The sequence below is a fragment of the Bacteroides sp. genome (assembly GCF_019417265.1).
Classification (GTDB): Bacteria; Bacteroidota; Bacteroidia; order Bacteroidales; family Bacteroidaceae; genus Phocaeicola.
Genome location: NZ_DXVR01000014.1, coordinates 17378 through 31002, shown reverse-complemented (window position 1 = coordinate 31002; position 13625 = coordinate 17378). Strand labels below are relative to the sequence as shown.

At 42.2% G+C, this 13625-nt stretch carries 15 protein-coding genes; 14 read left to right on the top strand and 1 reads right to left on the bottom strand.

What is annotated here, in order from left to right; translation table 11 throughout:
- Positions 1–106: 106 nt before the first annotated feature.
- Positions 107–1132: a DUF4468 domain-containing protein gene (locus QZ379_RS03390; protein WP_291558379.1), complete on the bottom strand. Its 1026-nt coding sequence runs from the start codon at positions 1130–1132 to the stop codon at positions 107–109.
- Between the two features lie 223 nt (positions 1133–1355).
- Here QZ379_RS03390 and QZ379_RS03385 point away from each other — a divergent pair, with 223 nt between their 5' ends.
- From QZ379_RS03385 to QZ379_RS03320, 14 genes are all read left to right on the top strand, one after another.
- The gene (locus tag QZ379_RS03385) at positions 1356–2060 is read left to right on the top strand and encodes a 16S rRNA (uracil(1498)-N(3))-methyltransferase (protein ID WP_291558377.1); all 705 of its coding nucleotides are present in this window, start codon (positions 1356–1358) and stop codon (positions 2058–2060) included.
- A 44-nt stretch (positions 2061–2104) separates the two neighbouring features.
- Positions 2105–3631 (top strand): DUF4836 family protein, encoded by a 1527-nt coding sequence (locus tag QZ379_RS03380; RefSeq protein ID WP_291558375.1) that lies wholly within the window; start codon positions 2105–2107, stop codon positions 3629–3631.
- 15 nt (positions 3632–3646) lie between these two features.
- Entirely contained in the window at positions 3647–4291 is a 645-nt protein-coding gene (locus tag QZ379_RS03375) for an ATP-binding cassette domain-containing protein (protein ID WP_291558373.1), read from the top strand.
- Between the two features lie 19 nt (positions 4292–4310).
- Entirely contained in the window at positions 4311–5489 is a 1179-nt protein-coding gene (locus tag QZ379_RS03370) for an ABC transporter permease (protein WP_291558371.1), read from the top strand.
- A 190-nt stretch (positions 5490–5679) separates the two neighbouring features.
- A complete protein-coding gene (atpD, locus tag QZ379_RS03365; protein WP_291558369.1) occupies positions 5680–7206 on the top strand; it encodes a F0F1 ATP synthase subunit beta in 1527 nt (508 codons plus the stop codon).
- A 5-nt stretch (positions 7207–7211) separates the two neighbouring features.
- Positions 7212–7487 carry a hypothetical protein gene (locus QZ379_RS03360; protein ID WP_291558367.1) on the top strand — a complete coding sequence of 92 codons (276 nt, stop codon included), beginning with the start codon at positions 7212–7214 and terminating at the stop codon, positions 7485–7487.
- Between the two features lie 12 nt (positions 7488–7499).
- Positions 7500–7919 carry a hypothetical protein gene (locus QZ379_RS03355; protein ID WP_291558365.1) on the top strand — a complete coding sequence of 140 codons (420 nt, stop codon included), beginning with the start codon at positions 7500–7502 and terminating at the stop codon, positions 7917–7919.
- Positions 7916–8977 (top strand): F0F1 ATP synthase subunit A, encoded by a 1062-nt coding sequence (gene atpB, locus QZ379_RS03350; protein WP_291558363.1) that lies wholly within the window; start codon positions 7916–7918, stop codon positions 8975–8977. Before QZ379_RS03355 ends, atpB begins: the two co-directional genes overlap by 4 nt.
- 93 nt (positions 8978–9070) lie before the next feature.
- The gene (atpE, locus tag QZ379_RS03345; RefSeq protein ID WP_291558361.1) at positions 9071–9325 is read left to right on the top strand and encodes an ATP synthase F0 subunit C; all 255 of its coding nucleotides are present in this window, start codon (positions 9071–9073) and stop codon (positions 9323–9325) included.
- Positions 9326–9335: 10 nt separating this feature from the next.
- Positions 9336–9836 (top strand): F0F1 ATP synthase subunit B, encoded by a 501-nt coding sequence (gene atpF, locus QZ379_RS03340; RefSeq protein WP_291558359.1) that lies wholly within the window; start codon positions 9336–9338, stop codon positions 9834–9836.
- A gap of 6 nt (positions 9837–9842) precedes the next feature.
- Positions 9843–10397, top strand: coding sequence for a F0F1 ATP synthase subunit delta (locus QZ379_RS03335; protein ID WP_291558357.1), 555 nt, complete (start codon positions 9843–9845; stop codon positions 10395–10397).
- Positions 10398–10415: 18 nt separating this feature from the next.
- Positions 10416–12005, top strand: coding sequence for a F0F1 ATP synthase subunit alpha (gene atpA / locus QZ379_RS03330; protein WP_291558355.1), 1590 nt, complete (start codon positions 10416–10418; stop codon positions 12003–12005).
- Positions 12006–12010: 5 nt separating this feature from the next.
- Positions 12011–12895, top strand: a complete 885-nt coding sequence (locus QZ379_RS03325) for a F0F1 ATP synthase subunit gamma (protein ID WP_291558354.1) — start codon at positions 12011–12013, stop codon at positions 12893–12895.
- 192 nt (positions 12896–13087) lie between these two features.
- Complete coding sequence (locus tag QZ379_RS03320) at positions 13088–13522, top strand: hypothetical protein (protein ID WP_291558353.1); 435 nt, start codon at positions 13088–13090, stop codon at positions 13520–13522.
- Positions 13523–13625 lie beyond the last annotated feature (103 nt).

Below are 13625 nucleotides of genomic sequence, written 5' to 3'. Positions count from 1 at the left end.
AAGAAACATCCGTAGATATACCGAAAAGATGATATATAAAAATAAAATGAGGCAACGTAAACACGATTGCCTCATTTTATTTTTATATCCTTTTGTCGTTTTCTGATTACTGAAGTTTAGCCGATGTCACCTCGCAGATATACATTATATATTCTTTATTAGTATCAATATCCTGATTCAGTGATTTCAATTCTTCCGCAGAGAGTTCCTGAGTCATTGTTTTCTTACATTCTATTATGATTTCTGCATCAGCTGATTTCTCTTTGTAGAATGAAACTGTATATGCAGAAGCGCTTTCCATAGCCTTGCTTATGTCAGATTGTTTCTTGTCTATGAGAATGTATGCCACATCTTTGTTGAACAGTTTTCCGAAACCGCCCCATGCGTTTGCTGTCAATTCAGTTTCTTTATCTCCGGCCTTGATTGTCAGTTTTCCTGCAGCAGCTATTTCACTAAGGTTTGCAGGAAGTTCAGATACGGCTACTGTTCCTGTTTTCTTTGCTGTAGCGGCTGTGGCAGTGTTTTCAGTTGTAGTAGTACCAAGAACTTTCTGTCCCAAATTGTCTTTTGCCGAAGCGAACAGTTCGTCTTTCAGGTCTATGGTTTCGCGGCGGAATTTCCCGCAAATAGGAGCCAGTTTTGTTTTCTTTTTGTTCAGAGCCATATCGTCAGTAATCCATTCTTCTGCAGTGTAGCGTTCTCCGCCGTCGCGGTTTTCGTCATACCAGTATCTGATTCGGCTCATATTGAGTTTGCATACCCCGTTGTCAGTCTGTATATAGAAATGATAATAGATTCTTGTCCTGTCGAGCGAAAGAGCAGTCGAACTGAAAACCAGATATTCTTCTGCCGAAGCTACGATTTCACCGTTCTCTTTGTTGGTATATACCACTCTGCTGTTTAGTTTCTTGTCCGGAACAAACCGTTTTTCCGCCCATTGGAGCATTGTCGTGTATAATTCGTCTTTCGACATCGACGGCACTTTAATTTCATCTTCAAAAGTTATTTTGTCATCTTTGAAAGTGATTGCGCCTTCCAGATACTTAGGGTTGGAATTGTCGTTTTTCTTATTGTCTTTTGCAGTAGCAAAAAGAGGCAATAACGCTAAAGTTAATAATAGTAGTTTTTTCATGTTGAGTTGTTTTATAGTTAATGACAGCAAACATACAAAAAAATCTTTTTTTGAGTACTAAAAAGCATGCTTCCTGTGCGTTTATATTTGTTAAATGAAAACGTTTCGTCATTCGACTTCGAATGCTTCGTCGTTTTACTTTAAACGCTTCGTCGTTTTATTTTAGCTGAAGTGTCAGAAAAAATGGTTACATTTGTTCGGTTTTAATTTCAAACATATTATTATGCACGTATTTTATACTCCGGACATACTTACAGATACAGAACTCCCTGCAGAGGAGGCAGGACATTGCGTAAGAGTTTTACGACTGAATATAGGTGATGAGATTCAGCTCACCGATGGCAAAGGATATTTCTACAAGGCTGCAATCAGTGCTGCCACAGGCAAAAGATGCCAGGTGAAAGTTTTGGAGAAAACATTCCAGGAACCGTTGTGGAAAGGACATCTGCATATAGCTATGGCACCCACAAAGATGACGGACCGTATAGAATGGTTTGCGGAGAAAGCTACTGAGATAGGACTTGACGAGATAACTTTCCTCAATTGCCGTTATTCAGAACGCAGGGTTATAAAGACGGAAAGGGTAGAGAAGATAGTTGTGTCTGCCGTAAAACAGTCGCTGAAGGCACGTAAGCCTGTAATCAACGAGATGACAGACTTCGACAAGTTCATGAAGATGGATTTCAAGGGAGATAAGTTTATAGCTCACTGCAATGAGGGAGAGAAGACTCTGCTGAAAGATGCCATAGTTCCGGGAAATGATGCTTTGGTTCTGATAGGTCCGGAAGGTGACTTTAGCAAAGAAGAAGTGGAAATGGCCATAAAGAAAGGCTTCAAGCCGGTGAGCCTTGGAAAATCACGCTTGCGTACGGAAACAGCGGCTCTTGTGGCGGTACATACTATGAACCTGCTGAACGCCAACGACTGACATCTAACAACTAAAAACTGATATCTAAAAACTAACAACTAAAAATGAAACTGAAACATTTATACATACCCGTATTAGCCTTGTTTATGGCAGCTTGTGGCAGTACTCCGGATTATAGGAATGCCATTCCTGCAAAATCGGCGGCTGTGGTAGCCCTCGATGTAAATTCCATGTCAGAAAAGAGTGGTCTTAGTGGTGCGAATGCCGATAAGGATGTTCTTGCCCGATTTGAAAAAATGGTCAAGAGCGGTCTTTCCGGTTCAGAAGCTTTGGTGGAGAAAATATTCCGTGATGCCACAGAGAGCGGTTTGGGGCTGAAGGAAAAGATTTATCTCTTTATGGGTGAGCAGGCCAAAATCGGAGGGCTGTTGGTCAAGGTAACAGATAGCGATAAATTAGAAGAACTGCTTGAAGCACTTACCAAACAGCAGCTTTGTCTGCCACTGAAAGAAGCCGACGGATGCGAATGGACTGTTATAGGTAACTGGCTTTTGGCTTATAATGACGGAGCTTTGGTCTTAGTGTCCGACAATAAAGGGTCTGACCCTAAGTCACTCGTAAGACAGGTTTCTATGTGGCTGCGTCAGAAAGATGGTGAAGGATTTTCTGCATCAGATGATTTCAGGAGTATGGAGCAGAAAAAGGGTGATATAGTATTGTGGAGTTCGCTTGAAGTTTTGCCTCACGAGGCGGTATATCCACTTACGATGGGAATATCGGCAGAAATGCGCCTGAAGGATGTCAAGGCAATATCTACGGTAGATTTCACAAACGGAAAAACTGTCATGGATGTGGAAATGATGGTCACTGACAAGGTGATGAATGGTGTTTTTGAAAAGAAACAGCAGGTGACAGATAAGATTAAAGGCGGTTATCTGGATATGTTCCCGTCGAATACTCAGTTCTGGGCAACGGCAAATATAAAAGGAGGAGAGTTCTACAACTTTATATGCGAGAATCCTTCTGTCAGAAGATATTTTGAGAAATCTATGATTCCTTTGGATTTTCGTTCTATATTCAATGCCATCAGCGGCGATGTGGCTCTGTCTATGTCCGGAAAGGACGGAAAAGACTTCATAGCCTTTGCAGACGTTACAAATGATGATTTTCTGAAATCTTTTGAAACACTCAAGTCTATGGCTGCTCTTTCAGGCGGTCAGGTGCTGTTGCGCAATCACGGCGACAACGGATATGAATTCAAGACAGTGGACGGCAGTCTTGTTGGGCTGACTCCGGGATATATGGAACTGTGGATAGGAGTGAAGGACGGCAAACTTTATGTCACCAACAAAGAATCATTGATAGACAGGCGAGTGTTGGGGCTTTCACTCAGAAACCGTACTTGGGGAAAAAGAGTGGAAGGGCAGAGATTCTTTATGGTTTCAGATTTGACATCTTTGGACCGTCTGCTCGACTTGAAAAAACTTAAAGGCTCGATGGCATCAGTGCTTGCATTCTTCGGAGGTCTGGATTATCTCACTGTGGAAAGTGCCGACGGAAGTAATGTACATATTGAGATAGTGATGAAAGATAAGAATAAGAATCCTTTGGAAGTTTTGCTGAATAATTAAAACAATTACTGAAAGGTGGAAAGAATAGAATTGGAAAATGTCCTGCCGGCTGTGTTTGCAGGACGCGAAAATATAGTTTCCGACGTGTGGAGAAAGAAACTCTCTTTCGCGAAGGAAAAATCTTACATGATAGAGGCTGCTTCCGGAACCGGTAAGTCATCGCTTTGCAGTTTTATATATGGTTACAGAAAGGATTATGAAGGTATTATCAGTTTTGACAGTACGGATATCAGAAACCTTTCCGGAGATGATTGGACCGGTATCAGACAGCAGACCATAGGAATGATGTTTCAGGAGTTGCGCCTGTTTTCGGAACTTACGGCTGCTGAAAATGTGACTCTGAAAAACAATCTGACTCATTTCAGAGCAGAGAAACAGATAAGAGAATGGTTTTCCATGTTGGGAATTGAGGATAAATGGAATGAACCGGTAGGTCAGATGTCGTTCGGTCAGCAGCAGAGAGTGGCTTTCATAAGGATGCTGTGTCAGCCGTCGGACTTTCTGTTTATGGATGAGCCGGTGAGTCATCTGGATGATGCCAACAGTAAAATAATGGGAGATATACTGTCAGCGGAGATGTGTGAAAGGGGAGTGGGAGTAATAGTAACTTCCATAGGGCGCCGTCTGAACATGGGTTATGATGTGGAAATAAAACTTTAAAAACGTACCGAGAGTCATTATGCTTTGGAAATTATTAAGACAGCATATCAGTGTGGCGCAGTTGGCTGGTTTCTTTATTGCCAACCTGTGCGGAATGGTGATAGTGATGTTAGGGATACAGTTCTATAATGATGTATCGCCTGTATTCACTCAGGAAGACAGTTTTATAAAGAAGGATTATATAGTAGTGACAAAAAAGGTCAGCACCTTGGGAAGTATTGCAGGAAAGAGCGGTACTTTCTCTGATTATGAGGTGGATGACTTGAAATCGCAACCGTTCACTGTAGAGGTAGGGGCTTTCCAGCCTTCTCAGTTCAAGGTGTCGGCCGGTATATCATTCGGAGGAATGGATATATCAACTGCTATGTTTCTTGAGTCTGTACCGGACGGTTTTGTAGATGTAAAGGCCGATGCATGGCGTTATACGGACGGACAGAGTGAAATACCAATCATTATTCCGCGCAATTATCTCAATCTTTATAATTTCGGATTTGCACGAAGCAGGAATCTTCCGCAGCTGTCGGAGGGTATGGTAGGACTGGTATCACTCAATCTTTATATTGTGGGAAACGGAAAACGGGATATGAAGAAGGGACGTATAGTGGGTTTCTCCAACAGGCTGAACACTATACTCGTGCCTGAATCATTCATGAATTCGGCAAATGCCACTTATGGCGGAAACAAGGAATGGGAACCGTCGCGCCTTATTATAGAGGTGGACAATCCTGCCGACGAAAGAATAGCCCGGTATTTTAACGATAACGGATATGAAACCGAGGACAGCAAACTTGATGCAGGCAAGATGACCTGGTTCCTGAAAGTGGCTGTAGGAGTAGTTATGGCAGTCGGACTTGTGATAAGTTTGTTGTCATTTTATATACTATTGCTTAGTATATATCTGCTTTTGCAGAAGAATACGGACAAACTCGAGAATCTTATTCTTATAGGCTACAGTACTTCGCGCGTAGCTATGCCTTATCAGATACTGACTGTGGCGATTAATCTTATGGTTCTGGTCCTGTCTGTCATTATTATGGTAATTGTCAGAGGAATATATACGGATGCACTTTCTGACATTATAACAGGTACAGACGATGTAAGCATTGCCATGTCATGTGTCTTTGGTGTTATTTTGTTTATTTTGGTATCTGTATATAATATAATTGCAATAAGAAGAAAGATTGGTTCTATACTGTAATGGTATGTTCTTTGTTTAAAAAGTCTTTATTCTCTGTGATAATATGTAAACGGTATTGGGAAATATCTCTCTTATTGTGTCCTATAACATTGTTTGAGGGATAAAAAATGTTACTTTTGAGAACATTGTAACGGGATAAAACATTAAATTTGCGATATACAATTAAGATAATTATTTAACAGATTAGTTTATGTCAAAAATCGTTGGGCATATTTCGCAAGTTATCGGTCCTGTAGTGGATGTCCATTTCGACCTTGAAGGATTGGATGCTGATGTCGCTTTGCCGAAGATACACGATGCAATGACTGTTGTCCGCAAGGATGGTCGTACATTGATTATCGAGGTGCAGCAGCATATCGGTGAGGATACTGTGCGTACAGTAGCTATGGACAGTACAGACGGACTGAAACGCGGAATGGAAGTTGTACCTACCGGTCAGCCTATAACCATGCCGGTGGGAGCACAGATCAGGGGACGTGTGATGAACGTAGTGGGAGAGACTATTGACGGAATGTCCGGACTGGACAAGAAGGACGGTTTCCCTATACACCGCGAACCTCCACTTTTTGAGGATTTGGCAACAACTCAGGAAGTTTTGTTTACAGGTATTAAGGTTATTGACCTTTTGGAACCTTATCTGAAAGGTGGTAAAATCGGATTGTTTGGTGGTGCAGGTGTCGGCAAGACAGTGCTCATCAAGGAGTTGATTAACAATATTGCAAAGAAGCATAATGGTTTCTCTGTCTTTGCCGGTGTGGGAGAACGTACACGCGAAGGTAATGACTTGCTCAGGGAAATGATTGAATCTGGTGTTATCCGCTATGGAGAGGAATTCCAGAAGGGCATGGAAGAAGGCAATTGGGATTTGTCTAAGGTGGATTACAAGGAAGTTGAAAAGTCGCAGGTTGCAATGGTGTTCGGACAGATGAATGAGCCTCCCGGCGCACGTCAGTCTGTTGCACTGTCCGGTTTGACTCTTGCAGAATCTTTCCGTGACCGCAAGACAGACGAGAACAGTCCTAAGGATATTCTGTTCTTTATAGACAATATATTCCGTTTCACTCAGGCAGGTTCTGAGGTGTCCGCACTTCTTGGACGTATGCCTTCGGCTGTAGGTTATCAGCCTACTCTGGCTACTGAAATGGGTAAGATGCAGGAACGTATCACTTCTACAAAGAATGGTTCCATCACATCTGTTCAGGCTGTTTATGTGCCTGCCGATGACTTGACAGACCCTGCTCCGGCTACTACATTTACTCACCTTGACGCTACTACAGTGTTAAGCCGTAAGATTGCCGAACTTGGTATCTATCCTGCCGTTGACCCTCTGGATTCTACATCCCGTATTCTTGACCCGCTTATCGTAGGAAAAGAACATTACGAAACTGCACAGAGGGTTAAGCAGATACTTCAGCGTAACAAGGAACTGCAGGATATTATCTCTATCCTCGGTATGGACGAACTTTCTGACGAAGACCGTCTGACTGTTAACCGTGCTCGTAGGGTACAGAGATTCCTTTCACAGCCGTTTGCCGTTGCTGAACAGTTTACAGGTGTTCCTGGTGCTATGGTTTCCATAGAAGATACAATTAAGGGATTCAAGATGATTCTTGATGGTGAGGTTGACTATCTGCCGGAACAGGCATTCCTTAACGTGGGAACTATCGAAGATGCCATAGAAAAAGGAAAGAAACTGCTTGAGGCTGCTAAAGCATAACGCCTATGGACAGAAAGGAATTGCATCTGGTGATAATAGCACCGGAGCGTACTCTCTTCGACGGCCCTGTCAACTGGGTGGAACTGCCGGGTGAACTCGGTAAATTTCAGGTGCTTGTAAACCATGCTCCTATAATATCTTCTTTAAAGGAAGGTGAAGTCATTTACCAGTGTGGTGAGGCTCATTATCGAGTGCAGAGAGATACGCAGAAATTGAAAATTACAGGAGGATTCGTTGAGGTTAAAGATAATTTGGTCTCAGTGTGTGTAGAATTACCGTAAAATCTGAAAAACATGTTCTTGCTTAAGGCTAAGAAGGTATTCATAAAGAAAATGACAATATTGACTTTGGTATTGTCTGTGGTTATAGGTCTGGTTTATCATCTGTTTATACCTGACAGGTATTTTCCCTGGTTTCCGGCCATACCGGTGTTCTTTTATCTCTTCGGCCTGTTTTACATCAACATGTTTTCTCTGGCTTATCGGTTGGGAGAAGATAAAATGATTCCGCTGTTCTTGGTTAGCAAGGGAACAAAGTTTCTTGTCAGTGTACTGATTGTAGCTATATACTGTTTTGCAGTTCGGCATGAAGTCTTGCCTTTTGTAGCAACATTTCTGGTATTCTATGTATCTTTTCTCATATTCGAAACTGTATATTTTACAAATATTGAACTGAGGCTTAAAAAGAAGAAAAAACTAAAACAGAAACAATGAAAAAAGTACGTTACATATGGACTTTGGTGTTACTGATGGTTTTTACATCAGGATTTGCGTCTGCCGAATCATCGCATGAGGACGGTGAAGTAGATGTCAATGAACTGGTGTTCGGACATATCAACGATGCCTACTCTTGGCATATTGTCAGCATAGGAGATGCTCATATCACAATACCGCTGCCGGTAATAGTGAAAAGCAGTACCGGATGGCATGTGTTCTCATCTAAAAAACTGGAGGAAGGTGAGTACGAAGGACTTTACATAGCCGAAGGCGGAGCTTATGATGGAAAAATAGTTGAGCGTAATGCTGCCGGCGAAGAGGTTCGTCCTTTGGACATATCAATCACGAAGAATGTTCTTGCACTTATGATAAACAGTGCGATTCTGGTATGGATAGTATTGGGATGTGCCCGATGGTATAAGAAACATCCGGTGGAAAACGGTGCACCAAAGGGAGGTGTCGGTATGATAGAATCGGTGGTGCTTATGGTTTATAATGATGTAATAAAGGAATGTATAGGTCCTGATTACAGGAAGTATGCTCCATATCTGCTCACAGCGTTTTTCTTTATATTAGTAAATAATTTGATGGGGCTTATTCCATTCTTCCCGGGTGGAGCGAATGTTACGGGTAATATTGCTATAACTTTAGTTCTGGCATTGTTTACCTTCTTCTTTACAAATGCATTTGCTACTAAGGAGTATTGGAAAGAAGTGTTCTGGCCTGAGGTGCCGGTATGGCTTAAGGCTCCTATACCTATGATGCCTGTTATAGAGTTCTTCGGGTTGTTTACAAAACCATTTGCTCTTATGATTCGTCTTTTTGCCAATATAATGGCAGGGCATGCCGCTATATTAAGTTTATTGGCTATCATTTTCATAACAGTGAAGATTGGTTTTCTAATCAATGGTACGATGACATTCGTATCGGTTGCTTTCGGAGTATTTATGACAGCACTTGAGGTTCTGGTAGCTTTCATACAGGCGTACGTGTTTACTATGCTTTCGGCTGTATTTATCGGCCTTTCTCGCGTAAAAGAGGAAAAGAAGGAATAATTAATAATGGCCATTCGGATGGCAAGCGTTGTTAATTCAAAAAAGACTTACAGACTTAAAACTTAAAAACTTACAAACTTAAAACTTATAATTATGTTACTTTCAATTTTATTACAGGCTGCAGCTGGTGCAGGTTTAGGTAAATTTGGTGCTGCTCTCGGTGCAGCTATTGCAGTAATTGGTGCAGGTATTGGTATTGGTAAGATTGGTAGCTCAGCTATGGAATCTATAGCACGTCAGCCGGAGGCTTCAGGTGATATCCGTATGGGTATGATTATAGCTGCCGCTTTGGTTGAAGGTGTGGCACTTATTGCAATTATCGTTTGTCTTTTGACATTGTTCCTATAATAATCAGCGTATGGGATTGTTGACTCCGGATCCGGGGTTGCTGTTCTGGATGGTGGTGGTATTCGGAATTGTCTTCTTTCTGTTGGCAAAATTCGGATTCCCGGTTATCATCAAGATGGTGGACGACCGGAAGGCGTATATCGACAACTCGCTGAAAGCAGCACGCGAAGCTAACGAACAATTGGCTAACGTGAAGGCCGAAGGCGAGAAAATCCTTGCTCAAGCTCGTGAAGAACAAGCTGGAATCCTGAAATCGGCTACTGAAACACGTGACCGAATCATTAGAGAGGCTCAGGAAAAGGCTCGTTTGGAAGGTGACCGTCTGATGGACGAAATGAAAAAGCAGATTGAAACTGAAAAGGAAAGTGCAATCCGTGATATCAGACGTCAGGTGGCTCTGCTTTCGGTGAGTGTTGCTGAAAAAGTGATACGCACTAAATTAGCTGACGATAAGGAACAGACTGAACTAATCAGTCGATTGGTGGACGAGATGGTTGAATCTTCTAAATAACCGGTTATGAATACAGGAGTGGTTTCAAAGCGTTACGCCAAGGCTTTGTTGGACTTTGCAATGGCAAAGGGAAACGAGAAGAAAGTATATCAGGAGGTTGAAACGCTGGCCGGACATTTTGCTAACGTGCCTGATTTGAAAAGAACAGTGGAAAATCCGGTAGTAACAAGAAAAATGAAACTGGATTTGCTGGTCGAGGCAGCAGGCGGAAAGGATGTCAGTGAAGAAATGAAACGTTTCCTTCAGCTTGTCATTGATGGAAAGAGGGAAAAATTCTTGCATTTCATGACATGGTCTTTTATAGACCAGTACCGGGAGAGGAAGCATATTTTGATGGGTAAACTGACTACGGCTGTTGAGGCTCCTGAACTTGTCAGACATCTGGAGGAAATTGGTTCGCTCATGACAGATTCGACGGTAGAAATCAAAGCAAATATTGACCCTTCAATCATTGGAGGCTATATAATGGAGATTGACGGATACCGTTTGGATGCAAGCGTTGCCAACCAGCTTAGAAGAGTAAAACGTCAGTTTATTGATAAAAACAGAAGAATAGTATAATTATTGAATTGACAAATAATGGCAGATAATACTATAAAACCCAGCGAAGTTTCAGAAGTATTGCTCCAGCAGCTTGAAGGTATCGACACATCACTGAAATTTGATGAGGTTGGTACTGTGCTGCAGGTTAGCGATGGTGTGGCTCGTATATACGGCTTGCGTAATGCTGAAGCCAACGAGCTGCTGAAATTCGAGAACGGAGTGATGGGTACCGTAATGAATCTGGAAGAGGACAATGTGGGTGCCGTCCTGCTTGGTCCTACAGACCAGATTAAGGAGGGTATGATAGTGAAACGCACAAAGCATATCGCTTCAATTAACGTTGGTGAAGGTATGTTGGGACGTGTCATCGACCCTCTGGGCGTTCCATTGGACGGACGTGGTGATATAACCGGCGAGACCTTTGAGATGCCGCTTGAACGTAAGGCACCGGGAGTTATCTTCCGTCAGCCTGTAACAGAACCGTTGCAGACAGGTCTGAAGGCTATCGATGCCATGATTCCTATAGGACGCGGACAGCGTGAGTTGATTATCGGCGACCGTCAGACAGGTAAGACGGCAATCGCTATAGATACTATCATCAATCAGCGTTCAAACTATGAGGCCGGAAACCCGGTTTACTGTATATATGTAGCTATCGGACAGAAAGGTTCTACTGTGGCAAGTATAGTTAATGCACTTCGTGAACGTGGTGCAATGGATTATACAGTGGTAGTTGCGGCTACAGCATCAGATCCTGCTGCTATGCAGTATTTCGCTCCGTTTGCAGGTGCTGCTATCGGTGAATATTTCCGCGATACCGGCCGTCATGCACTGGTGGTATATGATGACTTGTCAAAACAGGCTGTGGCTTACCGTGAGGTGTCACTTATCCTTCGTCGTCCTTCAGGACGTGAAGCATATCCGGGTGATATATTCTATTTGCATTCACGTCTGCTTGAACGTGCGGCAAAGATTATCAACCAGCAGGAAGTGGCAGAACAGATGAATGATTTGCCTGAAAGTCTGAAAGGGAAAGTTAAGGCCGGCGGTTCGTTGACAGCGTTGCCTATCATCGAAACTCAGGCCGGTGACGTATCAGCGTATATCCCTACTAACGTGATTTCAATCACCGACGGACAGATATTCCTTGAAACAGACCTGTTCAACCAAGGTTTCCGTCCTGCCATCAACGTAGGTATCTCGGTATCACGTGTGGGTGGTAGTGCACAGATAAAGAGTATGAAGAAGGTTGCAGGTACACTGAAGATTGACCAGGCACAGTATCGCGAACTTGAAGCATTCTCCAAGTTCAGCAGTGATATGGACTCTGTGACAGCAATGGCTATCGACCGCGGACGTAAAAACAATCAGTTGCTTATACAGCCACAATATTCTCCTATGCCTGTAGGTGAGCAGATTGCAATACTTTACTGTGGTACTCATGGGTTGATGCGTGAAATTCCTATCGGAAAGATTCGTAATTTCCAGGATACATTCCTTTCAACTCTTCGTGTTAACCATAAGGAGGATGTAATAGATGTTCTCGCAAGCGGACAGATTAATGATACTGTAACAGCTATTATCGAGAAAGTGGCAGCTGAGATAGTGGCACAATATAAAGAATAAGTATTATGGCATCGCTGAAAGAAGTAAAAAGTAGAATAAACTCTATCAACGGCACGCTGAAGATTACTTCGGCCATGAAGATGGTGGCGTCGGCAAAACTTCACAAGGCACAGGAGGCTATCGAAAATATGCTTCCATACGAAAGTAAGTTGTCTGGAATCTTGAGAAACTTCCTTGCTTCCGGCGTTTCTGTTCAGACACCTTTCTCTATCAACAAGCAGGTGAAGAAGGTGGCTATAGTGGCTTTTGCTTCGAACAGCAGTCTTTGTGGCGGATATAATGCAAATGTCATAAGACATCTTACCGCTTTGATAGACGAATATTCTGCCAAGGTAGGTAAGGAGAATATCCTGATTTATCCTGTGGGCAGAAAAATAGCGGAAGCTGTAAAGAAGATGGGAATGGAAGTGGCAGGTGACTATCAGCATATGAGCGGTAAACCTAATTACCAGGATGCTTCAGATCTCGCTTCGGAACTGATGACCAAGTTCCTGAAGGGTGAAATACAGAAGGTCGATTTGCTGTATAATCACTTCAAGTCAACATCATCTCAGATTCTTACTCATGAAACTTATCTGCCGGTGGATGTAAACGGCCATGTGGAAGGAAATGAAAAAGCTGAAATGAAGGAACATGCTTCCGATTATATAATTGAGCCGTCGGCTGAAGTTATAATGGAATCACTTGTTCCGAAGGTTCTGAGAATGAAAATCTATACAGTGCTGCTTGATGCTGCGGCATCGGAACATGCGGCCAGAACAATGGCTATGCAGATAGCAACTGACAATGCCAACGACCTTATTCAGGAACTTACTTTGGTGTACAACAAGAGCCGCCAGCAGGCTATTACAAATGAACTTCTTGATATTGTTGGCGGAACAATGGCTTGATAATCAATACACAGCATTCTTGCAAAGTGAGCATTACAGTGTGAAGTTCTCGAACTTCATGTTGTAATGCTTTTCTTATATCCCTATCACTTTTAGGGAAATTCCCCTTAAATTATAGGAATTTACTTTATATAATATGAGCCGGTATGTGTACTTTTGTATCAAGGAAGTTAATGATAACAGAAGGAAACCATGAAAAGCTTGTTTAAGATTATTGCCTTTTCGGTATTAATCACCGTATCCTCTATTCTTTTTTCTTCGTGTCAATATGCAGGAATAGGAATAGAAATCGGTAACGGGACCAATAATTACCGTGAGGCTACATATTATTTGTGTAGCAGAACATGGGTTGAAGAATGGACTGACAGTTATGGAGATTTTCATCGCCAGGAATTACGTTTCTATGATAATAATATGGGTGAGGATTATGTCCTGACTGTTGACAGACGTGGATTCCGTAAGGAATCGTCATATACATTTGTCTGGGATTGGTATGATGCAAACTATACCAGTCTGAGGCTTAAATATGGGGCTAATGATTATTCTTATATGGATAATATAATGATGGGAAGTAACAGATTGGATTGTCTGTTGGATGGTTATCCGGCATGCTTCTATGGAAATTAACAGAAAATTATGAACAAAATGCAGTTTTAGATTGTTTTCGTTTTATAAAAAGTTGTCAGGCATCTCATAACATTTAAGATAATTAATTTTTTAGTTTATTCGT

What these genes read in the sequence shown, in the direction of transcription:
- QZ379_RS03390 (WP_291558379.1), bottom strand. Translation starts at nt 1,132, where the DNA reads ATGAAAAAACTACTATTATTAACTTTAGCGTTATTGCCTCTTTTTGCT.
- QZ379_RS03385 (WP_291558377.1), top strand. Translation starts at nt 1,356, where the DNA reads ATGCACGTATTTTATACTCCGGACATACTTACAGATACAGAACTCCCT.
- QZ379_RS03380 (WP_291558375.1), top strand. Translation starts at nt 2,105, where the DNA reads ATGAAACTGAAACATTTATACATACCCGTATTAGCCTTGTTTATGGCA.
- QZ379_RS03370 (WP_291558371.1), top strand. Translation starts at nt 4,311, where the DNA reads ATGCTTTGGAAATTATTAAGACAGCATATCAGTGTGGCGCAGTTGGCT.
- atpD (WP_291558369.1), top strand. Translation starts at nt 5,680, where the DNA reads ATGTCAAAAATCGTTGGGCATATTTCGCAAGTTATCGGTCCTGTAGTG.
- QZ379_RS03360 (WP_291558367.1), top strand. Translation starts at nt 7,212, where the DNA reads ATGGACAGAAAGGAATTGCATCTGGTGATAATAGCACCGGAGCGTACT.
- QZ379_RS03355 (WP_291558365.1), top strand. Translation starts at nt 7,500, where the DNA reads ATGTTCTTGCTTAAGGCTAAGAAGGTATTCATAAAGAAAATGACAATA.
- atpB (WP_291558363.1), top strand. Translation starts at nt 7,916, where the DNA reads ATGAAAAAAGTACGTTACATATGGACTTTGGTGTTACTGATGGTTTTT.
- atpE (WP_291558361.1), top strand. Translation starts at nt 9,071, where the DNA reads ATGTTACTTTCAATTTTATTACAGGCTGCAGCTGGTGCAGGTTTAGGT.
- atpF (WP_291558359.1), top strand. Translation starts at nt 9,336, where the DNA reads ATGGGATTGTTGACTCCGGATCCGGGGTTGCTGTTCTGGATGGTGGTG.
- QZ379_RS03335 (WP_291558357.1), top strand. Translation starts at nt 9,843, where the DNA reads ATGAATACAGGAGTGGTTTCAAAGCGTTACGCCAAGGCTTTGTTGGAC.
- atpA (WP_291558355.1), top strand. Translation starts at nt 10,416, where the DNA reads ATGGCAGATAATACTATAAAACCCAGCGAAGTTTCAGAAGTATTGCTC.
- QZ379_RS03325 (WP_291558354.1), top strand. Translation starts at nt 12,011, where the DNA reads ATGGCATCGCTGAAAGAAGTAAAAAGTAGAATAAACTCTATCAACGGC.
- QZ379_RS03320 (WP_291558353.1), top strand. Translation starts at nt 13,088, where the DNA reads ATGAAAAGCTTGTTTAAGATTATTGCCTTTTCGGTATTAATCACCGTA.